At 36.3% G+C, this 22,282-nt stretch carries 17 protein-coding genes and 1 rRNA gene; 8 read left to right on the forward strand and 10 right to left on the reverse strand.

Annotated elements, in window-relative coordinates; translation table 11 throughout:
• From ACFIME_RS03570 to rrf, 3 genes are all read left to right on the forward strand, one after another.
• Nucleotides 1–2,076, forward strand: a complete 2,076-nt coding sequence (locus ACFIME_RS03570) for an autotransporter outer membrane beta-barrel domain-containing protein (RefSeq protein WP_375684505.1) — start codon at nt 1–3, stop codon at nt 2,074–2,076.
• A 135-nt stretch (nt 2,077–2,211) separates the two neighbouring features.
• The gene (locus ACFIME_RS03575; protein ID WP_375684506.1) at nt 2,212–5,346 is read left to right on the forward strand and encodes an autotransporter outer membrane beta-barrel domain-containing protein; all 3,135 of its coding nucleotides are present in this window, start codon (nt 2,212–2,214) and stop codon (nt 5,344–5,346) included.
• Nucleotides 5,347–6,699: 1,353 nt separating this feature from the next.
• Nucleotides 6,700–6,814 (forward strand): 5S ribosomal RNA (gene rrf, locus ACFIME_RS03580).
• 407 nt (nt 6,815–7,221) lie between these two features.
• Here rrf and ACFIME_RS03585 read toward each other — a convergent pair.
• Nucleotides 7,222–7,626, reverse strand: a complete 405-nt coding sequence (locus ACFIME_RS03585) for a flagellar protein FlgN (RefSeq protein ID WP_273790974.1) — start codon at nt 7,624–7,626, stop codon at nt 7,222–7,224.
• Nucleotides 7,627–7,668: 42 nt separating this feature from the next.
• On the opposite strand from ACFIME_RS03585, the gene ACFIME_RS03590 reads away from it, so the two are divergent.
• Nucleotides 7,669–8,049, forward strand: coding sequence for a hypothetical protein (locus ACFIME_RS03590; protein WP_375684507.1), 381 nt, complete (start codon nt 7,669–7,671; stop codon nt 8,047–8,049).
• Between the two features lie 2,272 nt (nt 8,050–10,321).
• Here the strand turns inward: ACFIME_RS03590 and ACFIME_RS03595 are convergent.
• The 6 genes from ACFIME_RS03595 to parA form a co-directional block, all read right to left on the reverse strand.
• Nucleotides 10,322–10,555: a hypothetical protein gene (locus ACFIME_RS03595; protein ID WP_375662388.1), complete on the reverse strand. Its 234-nt coding sequence runs from the start codon at nt 10,553–10,555 to the stop codon at nt 10,322–10,324.
• 941 nt (nt 10,556–11,496) lie between these two features.
• Nucleotides 11,497–11,715, reverse strand: coding sequence for an EexN family lipoprotein (locus ACFIME_RS03600; protein ID WP_375614687.1), 219 nt, complete (start codon nt 11,713–11,715; stop codon nt 11,497–11,499).
• A gap of 3 nt (nt 11,716–11,718) precedes the next feature.
• A complete protein-coding gene (locus tag ACFIME_RS03605) occupies nt 11,719–11,988 on the reverse strand; it encodes an EexN family lipoprotein (protein WP_375632897.1) in 270 nt (89 codons plus the stop codon).
• A gap of 46 nt (nt 11,989–12,034) precedes the next feature.
• Entirely contained in the window at nt 12,035–12,247 is a 213-nt protein-coding gene (locus ACFIME_RS03610; RefSeq protein ID WP_375632883.1) for an EexN family lipoprotein, read from the reverse strand.
• A gap of 1,087 nt (nt 12,248–13,334) precedes the next feature.
• A complete protein-coding gene (locus ACFIME_RS03615) occupies nt 13,335–13,565 on the reverse strand; it encodes a plasmid partition protein ParG (RefSeq protein WP_273790969.1) in 231 nt (76 codons plus the stop codon).
• Nucleotides 13,562–14,191: a ParA family partition ATPase gene (gene parA / locus ACFIME_RS03620; RefSeq protein ID WP_273790968.1), complete on the reverse strand. Its 630-nt coding sequence runs from the start codon at nt 14,189–14,191 to the stop codon at nt 13,562–13,564. The genes ACFIME_RS03615 and parA overlap by 4 nt, the downstream gene beginning before the upstream one ends.
• A gap of 997 nt (nt 14,192–15,188) precedes the next feature.
• On the opposite strand from parA, the gene ACFIME_RS03625 reads away from it, so the two are divergent.
• Both ACFIME_RS03625 and ACFIME_RS03630 read left to right on the forward strand, forming a co-directional pair.
• Nucleotides 15,189–15,518 carry a TIGR01244 family sulfur transferase gene (locus tag ACFIME_RS03625; RefSeq protein WP_375684508.1) on the forward strand — a complete coding sequence of 110 codons (330 nt, stop codon included), beginning with the start codon at nt 15,189–15,191 and terminating at the stop codon, nt 15,516–15,518.
• 190 nt (nt 15,519–15,708) lie between these two features.
• The gene (locus ACFIME_RS03630; RefSeq protein ID WP_375684509.1) at nt 15,709–15,921 is read left to right on the forward strand and encodes a hypothetical protein; all 213 of its coding nucleotides are present in this window, start codon (nt 15,709–15,711) and stop codon (nt 15,919–15,921) included.
• Between the two features lie 1,716 nt (nt 15,922–17,637).
• On the opposite strand, the gene ACFIME_RS03635 is transcribed toward ACFIME_RS03630, so the two are convergent.
• Both ACFIME_RS03635 and ACFIME_RS03640 read right to left on the reverse strand, forming a co-directional pair.
• Nucleotides 17,638–18,639, reverse strand: coding sequence for a bifunctional riboflavin kinase/FAD synthetase (locus ACFIME_RS03635; protein ID WP_375684510.1), 1,002 nt, complete (start codon nt 18,637–18,639; stop codon nt 17,638–17,640).
• Nucleotides 18,639–19,484 carry a TIGR01459 family HAD-type hydrolase gene (locus ACFIME_RS03640; protein WP_375662386.1) on the reverse strand — a complete coding sequence of 282 codons (846 nt, stop codon included), beginning with the start codon at nt 19,482–19,484 and terminating at the stop codon, nt 18,639–18,641. Before ACFIME_RS03640 ends, ACFIME_RS03635 begins: the two co-directional genes overlap by 1 nt.
• A 1,194-nt stretch (nt 19,485–20,678) precedes the next feature.
• Here ACFIME_RS03640 and ACFIME_RS03645 point away from each other — a divergent pair.
• Nucleotides 20,679–21,032 (forward strand): helix-turn-helix domain-containing protein, encoded by a 354-nt coding sequence (locus tag ACFIME_RS03645; RefSeq protein WP_375636854.1) that lies wholly within the window; start codon nt 20,679–20,681, stop codon nt 21,030–21,032.
• A 638-nt stretch (nt 21,033–21,670) separates the two neighbouring features.
• On the forward strand, nt 21,671–21,817 hold the full coding sequence (locus tag ACFIME_RS03650) for a hypothetical protein (RefSeq protein WP_375632875.1): 147 nt from the start codon (nt 21,671–21,673) through the stop codon (nt 21,815–21,817).
• Between the two features lie 84 nt (nt 21,818–21,901).
• Here ACFIME_RS03650 and ACFIME_RS03655 read toward each other — a convergent pair.
• Nucleotides 21,902–22,282: helix-turn-helix domain-containing protein (locus tag ACFIME_RS03655; RefSeq protein WP_375684511.1), on the reverse strand; the 381-nt coding region annotated here is incomplete at its 5' end.

Here is a 22,282-nt window from a genome sequence, read left to right on the forward strand (position 1 = left end):
ATGCATAAGAATCTTTTGTTATGTACAGCCGCTTGTGCTTTATTTTTTTCTTCTTTTAACTTCACATCTACCAGCACCGCCTCTGCTCTAAGCCCCCAGGAACGCTATGCTATTGAAGGGATTATGAAATTACCTGAACAATATCGCCGTGCTATTGATTTAATAAACACACCAACACAAGCAGAAAAAAATCTTGAAAAGATAGCCTCTGGCGCCATGATGAAAGATAATTCGTACTTCAACCAAGCACTTCAAAAAGGATTCGATGAAACAGACAGTAGAATTAATAGTTATTTTACAGGTATAGGTCGTTATGACTCTGGTGCACATGCAAATGAATCGCAAAGGGCAAGAGATTATATACGCGCCCAAGCCATGGCAAACAAACACCATCTGGATATGCAACATATGATGAAAGCCAGAGCATACCTTGAACAATTACGTCAGAACCGATTAAAAACAAGAGAAAATTTATTACGTGGCTACGACAAAGCAGTTTCCGATGCCGTGCAAGCAGCAAAAATCCTTGATGCTGATAATCAACAGCGTGTTAATACCGCGCGCCAACAATGGGTGAGCCAAGACAATCATAATTGGTTTGAACTGCAAAATAAAGCAGAAATATTACATAAAGCAGCACAAGTGGATAGTGCTTTACAAGGACAAAACAAGGAACTTTCCAATACTTTACGCAAAGCAGTATTAGAGACTTTGAACAACGATGGAATAACCAACGTGAAGAAAAAAGGAGAGACAACCCCTCCTGCATCTGAAGAGAATAAACAACCTCTTATTGACTCCAGCACAAGACAAAGACGCGCTAGTGATAAATTACCACCCGCTCACGTTGCTGCCCAACACAAGGACAATTCAAAGGACAATTCATTCACAAGGACAGATCATGGAATTATACAATCTAAAATAAATGAAAATTCGCAATCTGATATTGATCATAAAACGAACCCCACTTCCTCAGAATCAAAAACGACTCTTACATCCGCAAAAGCGCATATGAAATTGCTCCCAAAGGTTGAGAATACTGCTACCGCTGCGACAGAGAGTACCTCTAAACTTACAGATGATGATAAAGCAACCGCAGCTTCTACTTCTCTTGATGGGACAGAAAAAAGAACAATTCTTACACCACAAGGAGAAAGCTCTTTAGTCATGCCTATTGCGATGTTTGCTGTTGGGTTTAGTGATGTCAACAATCAAAATATCTTGTTAGACAATATGCAAATAACAATGTTTGAGCCCAAAGATCATCCAGAAAGAGGCGTTCTCTTATCCTCTTATGGCAATAAAAGCACGTTTTCTTCCAAGGTTCAAGCAGAACAAGATGGTGTTCAAGCAGATATTCGCTATGCTGCATTGCAAGCAGGAGCAACATTAATAGCGCTAAAAGATCAAAATATCAGCAGCAACTTTGGTCTTTTCGGAACATATGGGAAATTATCTTTTACTCCTAAAAACAAGGAGAGCTTTCAAAAAAATATGTTTGATAAATGGTCACTCACCGCATATGGAAATATTCAGCATGACAGTGGCATCTATACAAGTGCATTTCTCTCTTATGGAATTTTCAAAGAAAATCACACTACAGCTCTCATCAAACATACCTCAAAAGTGAAGAATAGTAAAACATTAGGAGCCGCTGCAACTGTTGGTCAAAAACTGTCAACCAGTTTGGAAGGTGTAATCCTAGAACCACAAGCACAACTTGTTTATCAACGTCTCATGCTTGGTTCTTTATCAGATAGGAGCTCTTTCTCAGATGACGATAACTCTAAAATAGACATAAGTAATCCTTATCAATGGCTGCTCCGTATTGGCGGACGTTTAACGCAAAACAAAGGACATGCTGTTTCTTTCTACGGCAAACTGAACATGATCAAAACTTTTAGTAAAAATTTTCAGCTTGCAGCTATGGGATCTTTAATCGAAGGTGGTTTTGGTATTCACGCACACTTATCACAAAATATTCAGCTTCATAGTGATCTCAGCTATCAACATAAATTCAAAAAAGCTGGCATCTCTGCAATAAATATTGCCGCTGGAATGCGCTATCACTTTTAAAAATACTTGTATTCCTATCTTGAAATATAACGCGCTCTCATTATGTTTCGTTTTGTCTCTTACAAAAGAGACATAATGAGGCCAAAGTTTTATTTTTTATGAGAGAGGGGAGAAATATTTTAGGAATACATCCATATGAAAAAAAGCTTCTTACTATACACAGTTTCTGGAGTTCTGTTTTGTTCTTCCACCAGTATGTCTTATGCTATTCATAGTACAAATCCATTAACAACGATAGATTCTTCTTCTCTACAATCTGCTCGTGTCAAGCCACCAATAAATCTATCCAGAGTTTTTGATCCGTATAAAGATCCATATGATGGAATCGGGCAGATTATGCCATCATATTCATATCCACCTTCAACATCTAGCTCTACAAGAACAATCATAACCCTTCCTCCTACAGGGAATGAAACTACAACGCCTACTTCTACAATCACTCTACCTCCCAAAACACAACTTGAAGGAAATTCAGCTGGAAATATAATTTCTTCTTCAAAAAAAAACTCTGATCTTGGTCAAGGAAGTACACAAACACCAAAGACTAAAGTTACAGAAGATGTACAATCTAACCCTACAACACAAAACACTCTTACACAATCTCTAACGACAGAAATAGCTTCAACAACAGGAATGAAAGCAAAATCTAGAAGACGTTCAGGGGCGCCCTCCTCTTCTGCAGACTCTTCCAGCGAAAAAACACTATCGAATTCTGCTGTGTCTTCACAGCCAGAACCTACACAACCTTCACCGAATTTACAACCAACACTTACAAAGTCTGAACCTACAAGAACGGAACCTACAAAACCAACAACAGAGCAAACACCAACATCTAATGAACCAGAACTCACACAGCCAATATCTTTAAGAGTAGAAACTGGAAAACCAGCATTACTGGTACCACCAAAATCTGCAAAACCAGCGCCTGTGCAATCTTCATCTGCACAAAAAATATCTGAAAAATCAGAGATTGAAAAACCAATATCACCAATAAAACAACCTGAAAAGTCTACACAAATTGAGGATATAAGCGCTGGAGTTGAAGCTAAAAACGGTAAGACCATAACGCTACATAACAAAAAAATTCAAGACAATAGTTTTGCTGTACATGCAGAGGGAAATAATTCAAAAGTCAACATGATAGGGGGAACAGTTGATGCGCGTTTTGTTGCACTAAGCGTATCAGATGGTGGAGAAATTGATGCTACAGGCATTACTGTAACAGCAGAAACAGCTGGTTTGGTAAACATGGAGGGCACAATCAAACTTAAGGATTCAAGCGCACATGTCACGGGAAATTATGAAGCAGACGGTATTATTTTCCGCAACAATCCGTATAATGCCCCTAGAAAACGATATACACACAATGCTGAAAGGAACACCAATGCCGTTCAAGAACAAGATGTAGCCAATATTGCTGATAAAGTAACCCTAGAGAATACAAAGCTTTTCGTTGAACATGGTAGCGGTATCAACCTTTATGGAACAGGCGTAAACGGAGAAGTCAACCTTAAAAATTCAGAAGTTCATGCCGATATTTTATTAAAAAATATCAAGAACGAAAGTGCCTCCACAAACACCATTACATTAGTTGCAGACCACTCTTCTTTAGAAGGTCGGGTAAGAACTTCTAAAGATAATAGAACAGTTTTTGATCTAAAAGAGAGGACGAAATGGCTTGTAAAGGCTAATAAAAATGCCACAAATAATGATAATATTTTAAATGACTATAGACAGTTTGGTGTTGATGAAAAATCATACTCTAATCTTTCTGAATTGCACCTTACAAACAGTGCTATTATGTTTGACAAGCCCATTGAGGGACATTATCAAACTCTGTTTATAGGACCTAATCTTTCGCAAGAAGACGAAACAATTCACACAGCAGCGGTTTATAGTACAGCGGGTCTTGCAGAGATTTATGTAAACACTCAATGGGATAAACATTCTCCTATAACGGAACAACAAACTGATCGCATTGTGATTAATGGTGATGTCTCAGGAAGTACTTTTGTGCACATCAATCTCCAAACCGATAGCTCTGCTGTTTGGGAAGAACGCATGGCGTCACTTCCTTTAGGGACACATGGGATTTCAATCATTCAAGTTTCCGGACAAGCGAATGAAAATTCCTTCACGTTAGCAGGAAACTATATGACAATAGGGAAACAACCTTATAAATATGTACTCACAGGCTATAAGCCAGGAACATCTCATGAGAGCCAAAATCTTTTTGGCAAGAAGAATAGTGATTTCTGGGATTTCCGCTTACAAAATGCCTACATTGATAAGGATAAAAAAGTTCGAGCCCTTTTACCACAGGTAGCAAACTATTTAACCATATCTAATACTTTATTTTCTGCTGGATTTACTGATGTAAACAATCAAAACACGTTGTTAGACAATATGCGAACAACAGTATTTGGGGCAAAAGACAATAAAAAGAATGGTATCTTTTTCTCTTCCTACGGCGAGAAGGTCACCCTATCTTCCAACCGCGATCCACTGCACTATGGTTATGGTGCTGATGTAAACTATACTGCCTTACAATTAGGGGGCATATTAGCCGCCTTAGAAAGCAAAGACATAAGCGCACATTTTGGTCTTTTAGGAACGTACGGAAAGCTTGCCTTTACGCCAAAAGAGATGCAAGATTCTGAAAAGACAACGCTTGATAAATGGTCACTTACCGCTTATAGCGGCATCCAGCATAGCAATGGTATATATGTCAACGCTCTTCTTTCTTACGGAACCTTAAAAGGAAATATTACCACAGCTCTTGTTGGGAATGCCGCAAAATTGGATGGTACCGAGATGCTTAATATATCTGCAACCATTGGTCAGAAATTAGCAACCGATACAAAAGGGCTTGTCTTTGAACCACAAGCTCAATTCATTTATCAAAATCTCATGTTTGATATTTTCTCAGATACCAATGGCTTAAAAGTAGACATGGGCAATCCACATCAATGGTTGATCCGTTTTGGTGGACGTTTAACAAAAACAATAATGGCTGTTGAAGAAAACAAAGCTGTTTCCTTCTATGGTAAAATGAATGTTATCAGAACTTTTGGCGATGGTAAAACAATAAAAATTGCTGATACCTTTCATGTTGATCCTACCGGCTCTTCAGTTGAGGGAGGCGTGGGGATGAATGCATATCTTTCTCAAAATATCGTACTAAACGCCGATATCAGCTATCGGCAAAAACTGCAAAAAGCCGGTGTATCTGGCACCAATTTGTCTGGCGGAATACGTTATCGCTTCTAAAGCAGAAGTTAATTTTAACTTAAATAAAAAAGGCAGCACAAAGTGCTGCTTTTTTATTTAAATTTATATATTTTTTTAAATTCTCAACAATCATTATCATATCAAAGAAGATTTTGACTTATAATATTTCTTTTGCATATTGAATAAAAAACTGAATACCATAACATTCTCTCATCAAAATACCCCATGCATAAAATTTTATGTCTTATATTATCACCACACCTCAAGCGATGATGTTTTTACAGCACAACAGAATAAGCATTCATGCGGATTTAAAAAAAAATCAGCCCCTTCTTCGCTGTGGACGCTCCATTTATTTTAGATGATGTACATTTAATATACCTGCTATAAAGACTAGCATCTGGTTTAAATTCTTAAAGGCATGTTTTTCCTCTAAAATCTCAATGCTACAGCAGCTCCATTATAAGACAAGATATTGATTTATAAAGACAATTAATTGTTTTCCATGTTAAATGAGAATCCAGAATATCGTCAGATTCTTTCATTTTAGACCTGTTCCATGTTGAATCAACAAAAACCATATCTCTTACAAGTAACAAGGGGGAAGAGCCATAGGGATAAAAAACTATTAAGAAAGGATTAAAAATGCCTCTAATGAACTATCTCAAGTGCCAAGGGCTGTAGCAACATTGGGATCAAACAAAGAATATGACAGTGTTGAAAAATATAACAATATCAACTTGCTCTTTTATTAAGCATAAAGATGGTCGTGCCCTATAGATTTTATATTATTTCCATGGGAACTTTTTTATTATACCATTCACAAGCACCGTTGCATCAAAGATATCGTTGCACCGCCCCACAAACACCATCACGAAATAGACTTGAGAGCTTAGATATCTCTTTAAAACAAGGCCGTGAATTAGGAATAACAAATCCATTCTATTTTGAGTATTTTGTCGTGCATGAAGGACATGCCCGCAGTAAAAAACACAATAAAAAAAGCGTGAAACAATGCGGAATCTTCATTATTTAACAGATAGTGCTTTAGATACTTTCGAAAGACATAAAGCTAAATTAAAGAACGGCGGAACAGAGGGAAGCTGATTTCTACCCCTTTATTCTTTCCCAATGAGATTGCCTCCCCATTTCAAATATTACGCCAACAAAGATATACGCACTATATCCACTCAAATCTGGATGCTCTCTCCAATCTGACATACAAAAACTAAAAACAGCAGAAGGAAATAATAAACCGCTTTAATTTTTATCTCAGGCATATAGATTTAAACAACGAACCGCGTCATATCACCACACTTTAAAGGACAATATTCCATGAAGCTTATAGGCAATATTCATCACATACTCTTCATCATTCATGCTTTTTGCTGACTTGGTGGTTATGGCGGAGTGAACGCACCCGATCCCATCCCGAACTCGGCCGTGAAACACTCCAGCGCTGATAGTACTTTGCCTTAAGGCACGGAAGAGTAAGTCGCCGCCAGATCTGCTAAATGCAAGCAAAAGACTCAATGTATAAACCTTACATTACCACACCCCCAAGGAAGCTGTTTTTAAGGCATCACAGGCTGGTCTAAATATTCTCTTAATCGCCTTCCCTAAACTAAAAAATGAAGCTCTGCCTATTAACTCAGTCTGCAAACAATGCTCTGTAAATAATCCGCCTTCTCTTAGTTCTCTTCCAGCCAGCTTCCCACAGCATGCGGTTCACATCACGACACCTTAAAAAACACTGTTTTAAGAACAGCGTTTTACAGTACATCAGGATAATAATTTAAATACCAAAATGCGCTTAAAACAAGTCTACTCACTAAACGCACTATTTACCCAAATCAACTGCCCTACCTAATCATTGTCATTACTTAGAACAGCCCGTATTAATCAGATTTGAATTTATTCCTCTATTTCTTTTGCACGTCCAGATAGCTGTATAGCTCTAGAAAGATCATTAACTGCATTTAAATGTGTTTGAAGTAATTCACTATTACGCTGTAATTTTTCTTGTAAATCAGACAACAAACTTTCAACCTCATGCTCAATATCTTGATTCATATAGCGCTTCACATCACTCATGGATTTATTAAGATCACGCAAACCACGTATTTTACGCAAATTTATTTCTTCGTAATCTGGAACACCACTACTCTCTAGCATATTGCTTTCATAATCAACAACTTGAGCTAATCCTTTAACAGCAGCAACAAATTTTGTCATCGCCCAATCACGATCAATAAGGTTGTTATCAAGAACTTTTGCTTTTGCCGCAAAACTATCATCACCATATTGCACTACAGACATTTTTACTTCCCCTTCAACACTATTGTTCAATCTTACTTTCAAATGAGGGAGATTAAACAGGTTCTCTTCAATGCTGATACACTCAACCAAGCTCGTGGTGCAAACATTGCTCAAACAACAGCACGACAATCCTTCAAAGCGTATACCACTTCAACTTTCAACGCGTTCTCTCAAATATTTTTCTTGCTTTGCTCCAAAACCATCATTGCGGCTATACTAATCCATAAAAACGCTATAAACTTAAACCTTACAGCAATATCGAAACTTCCATATTTGCTCTGTCTATTTCGCCTTGCCGATTTTATCTTTGCCGATTTTATCACGAGCTCATCTTCAACAGAAAATAACAATGCTTTCACGAGAACTTCAGCCACAAAAACTACCTGCCGACAAAAAACCGCAGCCTATCTTGCAACATATTAAAGACTTAAGCCCATGAAAAATTTCAGCATTTTACCGATAGCAGCATTTTACCCTCCATAACCTTATGGCTCTCTCTGCACTAAAACCTGTATACCTTCTGGCGCCCCATAAGATGGCACCAGACAAGATCAGTTTGCACCCATTCAAAAGGATACCCCCTCTCCCATGCTCTTTCTGCACACATGCAGTATTTCGCATAAAACACAAAAAGAATGCTCTTTTGAACAGATCAGCCACACAGCAATATAAAAAGACATCTTAAAATAGCTAAACAGCCATCAATCTTCCTTTTTTAAATTATCATTCGCTTTTCTTTGCAATGAACAACTATATAAGATTTTTTGAACCTTTTCAAGAGTTTCTTAGCCAATCAGTTCGATACGTCTTCAATCGCATATTCACGCGCTTGTTTTAAAGAAATATCTCTTAAGTGCACCCAAGCCTATTTCGCGCCGCGGCCCATGAATGCATGAATGGTATAATGATAAATCTCCCATGACATGTATAAAATCCATTGAGCATTTTCCATCTTTACGCTTAATAAAAGAAGCAAGCCAGCACCATCATATATTTTGCTACCCCCTTATGTTCTGATACTCTTGACACTTGAGACGGTTCATAAAAGCATGCCTTTCTTGTACAATTTCTCTGCGCATAAGAGCTCCCTGCTTGTAACTGCAAAAGACATTGTTTTAGTTAATTCACCGCGAAACAGATTTGGAATGAAAAAAATCCAGTATTCAGGGCTCTAATTCAAGTTGAATAACGATAGATTATCATTATAAATCAAAATATTATCCAATGCATAATGCTTAACGCTCCCCCCATTGATATTTTCAGAATTTTCACAGCATCTTCTTACAGATTATTTCATTCCATAACACAGCTTGCTCTTAATATCGCGACTTTACCTGCGCTACTAGTATAAAAACAGAGAAACAATCATTTTATAATCAAGGTACAATTTTTGTTTACGATCTTTCTCTCGTTTTCAACCTTTTAAATGCGGCTCTTCTCTTTCATAATCATCGCATTTCAAATCTATTCCATGTTGAATAAATTAAAATCACTTGCTTGCACATCACAAACAACGCCCTGATGTGTTGATAAAATACGCTGAAAGAAAAAGTCCTCTTATGAACCTTAGCAAATGCCAAGAACTATAATAAACATTGGAAGCAAGCGTACGATGATCGTGACTTGCTCTTTCATAAGTATAAAGATGATAGCATTTTATAGATTTTTATATTATTCAAAGTTTATATTATTTCACGAGAGCTTTACTGTTATACTATTCACATTTACCGTTATACCATTTACGAGTGTCATCGTAAAATGTCTTTCGTGTGCGTTGAGAGATATTTCTCTAAAACAAGTACATAAATATGCAATACAAATATACTAATATACAACATAAGTATATTTCGTTTGGAGCGTTCTTTACTTTTGTGCAAAACATGCCCCATTAGAGCAGCATTAACCAATCTTGCTATGAGATAAACGATCAGAAAACATTTTTGTCTTCCGCCGCTCACCTTAAAGAACTAAGATCTTAACTCAATCAGCTCTGTACGCAGTCCGAATTTTTGTCAAACGATCTTCTCCTGACTTTCCCCTCATCTGATTCACTTAAACGAAAGGCTCAACAAATAAACCTACGAATATTCATCGTACACTAAAAAATACTTAAACGTTCCAAGAAAACGTATATGTCTTATATTACCGTTATAAATGACAGTGCTTTATAGCATAACAGGATAAAAAAAGTTTCCAGCAACACAAAACTTACAAAATCAATCAATAGTCCTTTTAAAGCTTTCTTTTTTAGGATTCACAATACTCCAACTCCTTAAGCTTTTATAAAAAAAGGAACGATTTTAAGCTTGCCGAATATGTTGTATCAGCATATATTACAGATTGTAATATATTGTTATTCATAAAATCACCTCAAAAAGAACAGAAAGAGGTTTTTATGGCTGATCTCGTAAAAGCCGCTATGCTTTATTCAACCTTGATTATCACCATCAATGCTTTTGTTGTTATTTTAGTTCTCGTAATAGAAATATACTAAGCATACTCTCTTGGCTTATTGTAATCTGCGCAAATAAGCATCTTAATTTCACATAAGATCAAAGAAAAATTTTAATTCTACAGATAAACCACACACCCAATTTCAAACATCGCTTGCAACTATTTGAGGTGTAAACTCTGCTTTTTGTATGCATTTTTAACCATCATTGTCCATCTTTTCACGCTATCTTGAATCTCAACTTCATTCCCAGCTTAAAAAACGAAATTTTTTACCAGATCCGATCTGTAAATAATTTGTCTCCTTATTGAGTAAGTTCCTTTTGCTTCCCCCTTCAGGACATCTCACAATCCTAAAGGATAATATTTCATGAAGCTTATGATAAATCCATTGAACACCATCTTTACCCTTATGAGAGAATAAACCAGCAGCATCACACACTTTTCCAGCCCCAAATGTTGCAATAACCTTTAGCACTTGAGATCGTTTATAAGAGGCATTTTTACTTCTTTCTCCAACAGTTTTTATCTACACAGCGCTCCCCGCTTGTACCATGCAAGAAGATGGTTTTAATTAATTCAACCGAAAACAGATTTGGAATAAGAGAAGCTTACTATATTCGAGATCCTTATTCAGCATAAAATAATTAAATCATTTTTATAAATCAAAGTGTTATTTAGAAAAATATTCATCACACACTCGAGAACAAAAAACACCTCATACGTAAAGTTTTATATGAGCTCCACCGCTCAACATGATAATATCACGACACAATTAAGATAAAAAAATAACAAGGAAAACCCTTGTAAACTCAGAAAAGAGAGAGGAGAAAAATGAAAAGATGTGGAGAGCGCTCAATTCCTCACACATCCGGCAAAACCGTCCTAGCAAAACTGTCTCACAACTTAACTAATGTTATAATATTCTCAAATCAAAAGAAATTTTTTAAAAATAGTTTGAGAAAAACATTTGAGTATGAAACGATAATAATTCTATTCAGAATGTTTTTCTCTTTATTAAAACAGAGAAAGTAATTTCCAAACAAATGTTTCCTCCTAATTTTTCCGAAATTAGCCGCAACACTTAAAGACGATCTTAGTGTGATGAAACATTTATTTGTGATAAACGCAAAAAAACACCCCAAAGATAGATTTAATCTCAATATTTTAAATACATGTAACCAAAACATTAAAAAATTAGCAGTAACACATAACAACTCATTGGGAGGCAATACTATCTACAATTGAAAGCACTTTTGGGCTTAACAATGACAGTATAGCATCCGTTTACACAAAGAGTACTGATCGTAAACGACTAATTCTTGAAGCCATAAAAAGACTCTCTAAAAGTTAGAGAGAGCCTAAAAACGTAATAGAATCAAGAACTAAACAATTCCTTATTTATTGAATTGTATGTTTTTAATTAATGCCAAACATCAGTTCCATATATGCTTGTCTGGCATGTTGGCAATTTTTAGATTTCTCCATAGAAGATTGATCCAGCTTTTCACATTTTTTTGCCCACTCTTCGAGTAATGTTTTATCTTTCTTAAATTCCGCTACGCTGTAGTTTTTTTCGCAACCAGCAACAACAAGTCCAGTACAAACCAGTAATGCTGTAATAATGACTTTATTCATGATTTAATTCCCTTCCTTTTTCTCTTCAGTTTTTTTCTCGTCATCATGTACAAAGCTTGAACCAGGCCAATCTCGGGCATGAACTTCACGATACGCTTTATCTGCGTTTTTACAATTTTGAGAATCTAAATCCTCTGATATCATGCATTTCATTGCCCATTGCTCGAGTAATTTGGGATCCTTCTTAAATTCCGATACGCTATAAGTTTTTTCACAACCAGCAACGACAAGTCCAGTACAAACCAGCAATGCTGTAATAATGGCTTTATTCATCAATAAAATTCCCCTTTTTTCAAATTTACAAAGTTTAGGACACAATTTAGGGCCTTAAAAAAAGTTCTACATATGCTTGTCGAAGGTTTTTACAATTTTGAGAGGATTTGAGCGGTGAATCATCCTTCTCACATTTCTTTGCCCATTCCTCGTATAATTTTTCATTTGTTTTAAATTCTTTTACACTATAAGTTTTTTCACAACCAGTAACAGCAAGTCCCACGCAAAGCAGTAGCGCTGTTATAATGATCTTGTTCATGATTTAACCCCTCTCTTTGTTTTATATTTTATTAACAATATCTTTGGGTTCACATCCCCTCCTATATTGTGACCTTGCGTCTAATTTTCCTTTGCAAATACGTACACTTCCAACGCAAACATGTTAAATCATAAGAGCCTCTTTCATTTATCAGACTTGCATTTGTAACATTATCTGCACGGCAGCTCTTTGTATTTGAAGTGTTAAAACTTCAGTAAAAATTCTGATATCTTGACATTCTCAAAAAGCTTTTTAATCATTTCTTTTCCTTCAAGAACCTCTTGGTAACGAGAAACAGTACGAATATCTTACCCAAAATTCGTTATGCCTATACCCATTGCAAATTCTCTGCAAACGAAAGAATACAGCTTTTAGTCAACTAATTGCACTCTTATCATTTCTAAACCACCGGAAAAGAAAGAAAGCTTTAAGTCCCCCTGCACTTTTTAAAAGCCAATAGAAATGCTAAACAAGCAATCTTATACATTCCAATTGAAGAAAAAAACCTATTGTCTTGCATATCATTACGACTGGCATTAACTATTTAAGACTATAAAATCATATAAATGTAAGAAATATTGTCTATAGTATACTCAATGACTTCTTTTGTTTATTAGGAAAACTTATAGCGCATCAATATCAGTAAATTTTACTTATTTTTATCCCCCTTTATAAACATGAATATAATTTAATAAAATGGATTGCTGCATAACAGAAAAAAATAATCAACGCTACTCTTAATTACATTATTTACCTATGTATTAAGTAAAATAAACAAAAATAACCTGATGTTTAAAATCATTATCAAGATAATTTTTATGGAAGAATAAACTTATCTATTCATCTAGAGATATAAGATGACAAGTAGTATGATGATTATCACATTTATAGGGAAAAGTTTGAAATGGAGAATTTTTCGCAAACTCATAGCTCTTTCATGAGATGATACAGAACCTTATGAAAAACAACTTAAATGAAGCAACTATCGTGAAAAAAGAAGAGCACTTTTATTATTAACTTCGTATAAAAACAATCGATATCATCTCTAGAAAAAGCACTCAAACCAACGAAATTATCGTATCATTTTTTACACTTTTCCGTATTTTTGTGAAAGCAATTCGCGGACCTCATCAGCTATTTTAGTTCCACGACTTGCACAACTGACCTTAATCAACCGATGCAAACTTTCTGGTATATCAATCGTGAGGCGCTTCATACCTCCACTCATGCTCCCTTTGTGGCTTCCTACCCATGCATCCGCTGTTAAAGGAATTGATTTATTCGTTGGTTTTGTGCCGATTTTAATTTTTTTATTCATCGCGCTAACTCCTTGATTTCCGCTGCAACCGCTTCAATCTCTGCTGCTGCTGGCCCTTGCTTATCAACTTCATAAACCGCCTTCCCCTGTGCTGCTGCTTCTGCAAAAATCACACGCTGCGCAACGCTAGAAGAAAGAACATGCACGGGGTATATGCCAAGAGCTTCGTTCACATCACGCCCTATCGCTGTATTGACGATTTTACGATTAATAACAAAAGCAGATTTGAGATTTTCTTTATAAACACGTGCTTCGTCAATCAGCTTTACAATTCCATCCGCTGCCCAAATATCATAGGGACTAGGCAAAACAGGTATAAGCACCAAATCCGAAGCCATAAGAGCACTACGAGCAAGATCAGTTACACGCGGAGGACCATCGATAATAATATGATCATAACCATGACCAATCTGTGTAATCTCTTTGTGAACCGTTGCACGCGGTAAACCAATAACCGAAAACAAAGGTGCATCTTCACGCGCAGCAGCCCAATCCAATGCGCTTCCCTGTGGATCAACATCAATAAGCAATACCCGTGCACCGGTCCGAGCAAAACTGGCCGCAAGATTAACACTCAATGTCGTTTTTCCGACACCTCCCTTTTGATTCAAAAGTCCAATGATCATTTATTACGCCTTTCAGCATTATCGTTTTTACGATTATACAGAAAGTAATAAAAGAAACAAGCATCCAATACGTGCAAAATAACCATTTTTCCCATTTTTAGGATAAATAACAATAGTCCGCAATTTTGTCTTTATAATATTCTTTTAGCATGAGCAAAAACATTATGAAGATGATGTTCTTGAAAATAACAAAATAAATTTAAAAGAGGCATGCTCTTCTTCCTCCACCCTAAAACGAAGATTCTTAAATCCATGTCGATCTGTAAACAATGCTCTGTAAATGATCCAGCTTCTTATTTTGCGCCTGCCTTTTGGGCTTCTCCCTTCATGCAATCCACTTAATGCAACTCTACAAACAAGCTCCACTCTGAATATACAACAAACTATAAGGAGAATTCATTGTTTTACGCGTTGAATGAGAGAGCCTAAATCAGGAAGATTCTCTCATTTCATGCCCTCTGATATTAAATTAATCAAAATCATGTCTCTTGTACGTTACAAGCGGGGCTAGCGTGTGAGTAAAAACTGTACAAGAAAGGATTTAAAATGCTTCTTATGCAGAATCTCAAGTACCAAGAACTATTACAATATTGGGGGTTGGCAAATATAATAATGGTGCCGACTTCCTTCTTCATAAGTGTAAAAAGGGTGGTGATCCATGAATTTTATACTCTTTGACTCTCGACAGAGTAAAATGGGCTTAAGAAAAATAAGGATCCCTTTAGCAAACGTGTAAACAAGCAACACAATGAAATGTCTATGCTGAATAAACACTATAGATTATCCATAAAGACCAAACATCCGTCTTTTATAAGATCGCAAACATGTTGCGGAATGAGATATTTTGCATCTTACAGCTCATTTTTCCCAAATAGATCTTCTCGACAAAAAGAATATTTTTGTTAAGATGCCACTGAAAAACTTACCTTCATTATGTTCTTTCTATATACTAGACCAGAGGGTATCGTGAAGATCGTGCAATTGGGAATAAACAAAAATGAATTTACAACAAATTGAACCTGATATTTTTATCAGCGCCCAAATTAGCATAGAAAATATCAAAACATTGGCACAAGCTGGTTTTAAAACAATTATCTGTAACCGCCCCGATCACGAAGAGCTCCATCAACCTGACTTTTCTAGCATTAAAACGGTCGCAAATGAATATGGCATAAAAGCCTATCACATTCCCATTTCTCCTCCAACTATAGAAAAGTCAGCTGTTGAAGCCATGCAAACAATTTTAAAAACAGCCTCTCTGCCTCTTCTTGCCTATTGTCATCACGGAGCACGCTCGCTGCATCTTTATCATTTAGCGCGTCTTTAAACAGAGGGTTCACACACTTCCTCCGCACCTTAAAAGACGAAGATTCTTAAATACACATCGATTTGTAAAAAACAATCTGTCAATAATCTTTGTCTTGCACCTTTCCACTCAGGCTTCACATTTCATAAAACTCTACGAGCAAGCTTTGCTGCTCAATATACAACAAGCATACACACCCGAAGCCATAAAAATGCGTGAAAATTCATATGATGATCAAGAAAATTTATTTTTACCCCACCTTTTATCACTGCTCCACTTTCTTTTTCTCTTCCTTTACCAATACGAGCTCATTCGTACGCCACAGACACCTAAAACGACAGTAAAACCACTAAGAAAACCCCATATTCCGAATAAAAGGCGTGCAGAGTATTTTATAAAAAAAGCCGTAAGCCATAATCTATGATTAACTACAAAATATTGATTTATAACAATTAATTATTTTGCACGTTGAGTGAGAAATCCTAATACCGTAAGATTCTCTCATTTTAAGTCTATTTATAGTGAAGCAATCAAAAGCGTGTTTCTTGCATGTCACAAGCAGGAAGTATTCGTGTGAAATAAAACGAGTTAAGAACAAACTCTCATAAACGCTCTCAAATAGCCAAGACTGTACAACACTGAAGGCTTGTCAATATAACTGGTGGTGTCGGATTGCTCTTTTATTAGGCATAAAGATGATAGCGCTCAACGAAACATGCATGATACCATTCATGAGAGCCATCATGAAAATAAATATGAGAAGCGTTGAGAGATATTTCTTTAAAAGAAGTGCATAAATTAGCAAAACAAGGATATTCCAGCATTTTATTTTACCTGTGAGATCTGATATCCTATTCAAAGAACAACAAAAGCCTGAAACTGTTATTTTCATGATTTAAGAGATATTGCTCTGGACGCTTTTGAAAGTAGCAAAGCCGAATTTAAAAAAGACAGTCATCTGGACTGATTTTTCCCTTGATAACTTCATATTTTCCCCAATAAGGCTGCAGATTGATTTCAGAGAATACGCAAATGGATAATGCAATAGGGCTCTCCTCATCTAGCATACAAAAGCTGTAACAGTAGAGAGAGCATTAAAGCGCCTTAATCTTTATCTCAAACATACTGCTCGCATTGAGGAACACTAAAGAAAAAGTTTTATGAGAAAAACAACACCATAAAGTCATGAATAGACCGAACATAGATTGGAAAGATGTTCTAACTTTTATCCAATACTTCTATCAAAAAACAACAAAACATTATTGGCTTTGCGTTTTCATATCCTTACAAGACTGCCTTTTCTTTGCATTATAGGCTTTACATTTGTGAAGGACAAAGGAAATATATGGATAGTTCTTAGCTTGAGAATCTAAAAGATTGACGTATTACGACAACAAAATTGTGCCTTTATCCATCAAAAGCATTAGCAATTTTGAAACAAATACACCTGCTTCTCGCAATGATTTCTTTTTATCTGCAATCACTCGCAGTCTCCTTAATATGCATTCCCCATCACAATATACAAGAGAAAGGAGAGTTAAAGCATCTTCCAGCAGCTTCATTCTCTTTTACGTGATTGGTTAGCACGAAAACTGCTGCTGACCACTGATCTTCTTTACGAGACTTGACAAACAAACCTTTTTTAAAAATATTCATCACATAATACAAAATATCACATGCGTAAGGTTACACGAACCAACTCTCATCATAAACGATGATACGGCATAAATGACATAATAAAACAAATTAGAAAGAAGAAACAATAAACTTTTAAAATAAAAAAAGTCATCAATTAAATTTTATCAAACTATAAGCTTAAAATCGCAAGAAATTTTAAAAACAGCCTTTCTCCCTCTTCACGTCTATTATTGCTAAATAGGCTGGGTGCTTATTCTTTACTGCATCTTTTATGATGAGTTTTAACGGATCAGAAAGAAACAAGCAGTAAAGTTTTGAATGACAACAAAAACCATAAAGTTAACTTTGAAAAAAATGATGCCAAAATCAGATCTTCAGATATTCGATTCTCCCTCTCAACAACGGAAAAAACATATATTCCACGATGTTTTGGAATATATCTTTGTGATTATAATCACTTTAAGTGCTATTTTTACAGCTCTTCTCTCTTTTTCAGATCAGTTTAGGACATATTTTTAAAAGTAAGCAGCCTATCCAACTTTGATAATGGTTGTACTGTCTTTAAAATTTCTTTTGCTTTCTTTTCATCACGATGCATTTGCGCAATCAAAGGTTCAAGTCCATCAAATTTTTCTTGTCCTCGCAAAAACTGGAAAAAAGAAACGGTACAGCTTTCCCCATAAAGGTCGTCGTTAAAGTCAAACAAATAGGTTTCCAAAAGGGGCGCCCCATCCTTAACAACCGTTGGACGACAACCAAAGCTTGCAACACCATCATACAAAACACCGTTCGCACGACGCAAACGTACCGCATAAACACCATGAGCCAAACGAACTTGGGGAGGCAACATTTGATTAGCGGTAGGAAATCCCAAAAGACGTCCAAGTTTTTCACCTTGAATAATATTGGAGCGTATCCGATAGTGATACCCTAACAAATGGGCTGCTTTGTCCACTTCCCGTTGTGAGAGAAGTTGCCGAATAAAACTCGAGGAAATGATCAAAGATTGTGACTCTTGAGGACGAGCAACGCAAGGAACTTGCACAACCTCAAATCCATATTTCTCTCCCCTTTGGCAAAGAAGATGTACATTTCCACTTTTCTGATGACCAAATTGAAAATTTTCGCCTGTCACCACAACTGAAACATCAAAAACTTCCTTTAAAAACGACTTAATAAATTCGTCCGCTGAAAGAGCGGCAAACTGTGCATCAAAGGGCTGTTCAATCACGCCGTCAAAACCAAGGGTTTTAAAAATTTCAGCTTTTTCAACTGCCTCTGTCAAACGATAGACAGGAGCTGAATGTTGAAAAAAACTTCTTGGATGGGGTTCAAAAGTTAAAACAACAGCTGGTTTCTTTTTTATACGGGCGAAATCAAGTGCTTTTTGCAACACCACCTGATGCCCACAATGAACACCATCAAAATTTCCAAGTGCCAACACTGCTCCCCGCCAAGCCGAGGGAAATATATGAATTCCCTGAAGACGCAAAAATTTAGTCATTACTGAAGTGCCCACATGATTGCTTGTGGTTTATAACCATGATGTTCAAGAAAAGAATGCAAAGCTTGCTTATCAACCACACCCTTTTGCGTATAATCATAATGATGAATCCCCCCCATAATATAAAGGGCATCAAGACCAAAGTGAGCCGCCCCCTTAATATCCGTTAAAAGACCATCACCAATAGCTAAAACTTGACTTTTTTCTACTGTTCCCCGTATTTTTTGAAGTTTTTCAAAGGCACATTCATAAATAGGCGCGTGAGGTTTTCCAGCAATGCGCACTTCCCCCCCTAATTGTTGATAAAGACGAGCCAATGCACCAGCGCACCAAAATTCTTTATTTCCATAATGGACAATCACATCTGGGTTCGCACAAATAAAAGGTAAATTCCGCGCCCGCATACGAAGAAACATCTCCTCATAAGCAGAGGGTTCTTCGTCAAAATCTTCAAGAAAACCGCTACAGACGACAACAGAAGCCTCCCATTCTTCAACAAATTCACACTCTAACCCTTCAAACAGCACCAAATCACGTTGTGAACCAATGAAAAAAACTTTACGTGGAGCAGTCTGAATAAGATCGCGCGTTACATCCCCTGAAGTGATAATGGCATCATAATAGTCGCTATGAACATTCATACTTTGTAATTGAGCAGCAACATCTTCCCGTAGCCGAGGAGAATTGGTTAATAAAATGACAGTTTTTCCCATTTGTCGGATTTTATACAACGCCTTCAACGCTGGTTCAAATGCATGTACACCGTTATGCACAACACCCCACACATCACAAAAAACAGCATCATAATGCGCTATAATAGTCTCAATATGGGTAAGTTCATTCATGGAGCACCTATCTCTATTTGTCATTTAAAGCTGTCTTTTACTTCAAAACTACTTACCGAAAGATAATACTTGTGTCATCTGCTTTCTCAAACCATATCCCAACTTTTTATCGTCTATAGAGATCATAAGAAATGATAAAATAACTAAGTTATCATTAAGTTGTGCAAAATTCTAAAATGCTTGATAGCAAAAGCTTATCATTCCCCAATGCTCATTTTTCTCATAAAAATTTTAATTCTAACAACAACGACGTTGATAGAGTTTTTTATCTAAAATACTCAAATTCTTCACTGAGAAAATAAACGTATCCCCCTCTTAAAAACATGCATCATGAGAAAGCCCAATATATTTTCTCATTTCAAATTTGTTTATATTGAATCAATCAAAACCTTTTCGCTTACACATTATAAGCAGAGAGCGTACAGATAAAAACACGTGAAGAAAGAAAAAATAGCTCTTATGCTCCCTTTCAAGGCAAAAACTGTCGTAATATTTTGAACTGGCAGAGAGTATGTGCCGTCCGAGCATCTTTTTTTCAGTAAAGATAGCAATATAGCTTTTATCCCATTCATAGAGGCTTTTACGCTACATACTTTACGAAGCACCATTGTAAAATAGGCGCTAACATTGAGAAATATCTTCTAAAACAAACATGTGAACATACAACAATAAGATCTATAATGTTTTGAGTTTATTTTGCATGAGGGCTCTTTACTCATAAAAGCTTTCCCCTATCATCATGATATCTCAGACGCATCAAAACAAGTCATTTTGATTATTGGTTAAGGACAGCACCGTAAGCGGTGCCTTGAGCTTAAAAACCAAGCTTTACCTTCGTAAAATGCATATCTGATGTCATGAGTTGAGTAAGCAAACCTTAAAACTTTGAAAGGCAAACAACCTCCTATTTAAAAAAATCTATCCGTCTCAAGAAAAACTATTTTTATTGCCAATCTCCTAAAATTACTTTATGAATCGAAAAATGTTTTGATCGCATACGCAACGATCAAAAGGGGTCTTGAAAACCCGAAACCCTAGCGTAAAAATAAACCCACTATGTGGGTATCCCGGAATTCCGGGAGATTTTGCTATGTCCAGGTGCTCCAAGCACTAAAAGCAAAATGCTGACTAGGGTTCAGTGTTTTCAAGCTCCCGGAATACCAATGCGAGGGCGCTCGCACCTGGAGGGGGAAAATGCAAGCTCAAAATCTTAATATTGATCTTTTTGTAGGCAAAAAAATTCGCTTTAGGCGAAAAGTGCTAAAAATGTCTCAAAAAACATTAGGGCATCATTTAGGTGTCACTTTCCAACAAATCCAGAAATATGAAAAAGGCTTAAATCGCGTGAGCGCAGGGCGTTTAAAGGAAATTTCCGATATTTTGAATGTTCCACTTGCCTTTTTTTACACTGATATCATCAAAAAAGACAACACCCCGTACCATTATGATGAAATCGCCTCGAGCAAAGAGGAATATTTGCTTTTAAAAAGTTTTAGAGTCCTCACATCTGTCAAGCAGAAAGCGATTTTAAACTTAATTTGTGATTAAAATTAAAACGCTTTAAAAGCATAGCTATAAAGTGCTACACACCCTATTCTTGTCTTTCTCCCCACACCCCAAAAGGATGCCCCCCTCCTCAAACCGGTTGATAAACGATCCGCCTTCTCAAAAATAGCTCCTTCTCAGATTCCCATTTCATATGGTTCCTTTCACAAAATTATATAAACAAGCCCTCCCTTGAATATTCATCACACTCTCTTATCAAAACACCCCATGTATAAAGTTTTATGTCTTATATCACCACACCCGCAAACAATAGCGTTTTACAGCACAACAGAATAAGTATTTATCCGTATTTAAAGAGCGGCCCCCCTTTTCTCTATGGACGCTCTATTTATTTTAAATGATGTACATTTAATATACCTGCTATTAAAGACTTAGTATCTGTTATAAAGTCTTAAAGGCATATTTTTCCTCTAAAATCTCAATGCTACACCAACTCTATCATAAGGCAAACATTGATTTATAATGATAATTCACTGTTTTGTATGTTGATTGAGAGGCTCGAATAACGTAAGATTCTCTCATTTCAAACCTGCTTATCTTGGATCAATCAAAATCATTCCCTTGCACGTCAAAAGCGGGATGAATGTGTGGATCAAATTTGTATAAGAAAGGATTAAAAAATGGCTCTTATGAACCGTCTTAATGCAAGATCTGTCGCAACATTGGGGGCTGGCAAATATAATGATGGCGCCGGCTTGCTTCTTCATAAGCGTAAAGATGGGGGGCTCAATGGATTTACCCTTATACCCTTTACGGATAACATGTAAGTTTTATGTAAAAATAACTTGCTGTATTTATACAGCTTTTTTACTGTGAGGGACGCGTAAATAAAAGTTGGGGAATAGGATTTTCTAACATTTGTCTACAACAGTAGCATTTTCTTTTCTTTGCGCTTCGCTAATCATCTCTAATAATGTTTTGAATGCTTCTAAATCCTCTTGTGAAAAATCTTTTAAAGTTCTAAAAAACATGCCAACAGCTTCACCTCTCAACGGATCAGAAGTCTTGATTGTAAAACTTTTGCGACAAGCATCCGATTCTCTTCTCAAAATTTCTGCTACCTCTTGATCTAAAGCATAGAGTTCAATTATCTTTTCCTCCAGTCCTACAGGAACAGATTTTTTGCCAATTTCTACAGCAGATAAAAATGATACAGATATGTCTAATTTCTTAGCCATATCTAAGAGGCGTTCGGAGTGATCAATGCGAAGTTTCCGTAAAATTTTACCAAA

It is taken from the genome of Bartonella sp. AP1QHHD (genome assembly GCF_042196265.1).
In the GTDB taxonomy this organism is placed as follows: Bacteria; Pseudomonadota; Alphaproteobacteria; order Rhizobiales; family Rhizobiaceae; genus Bartonella.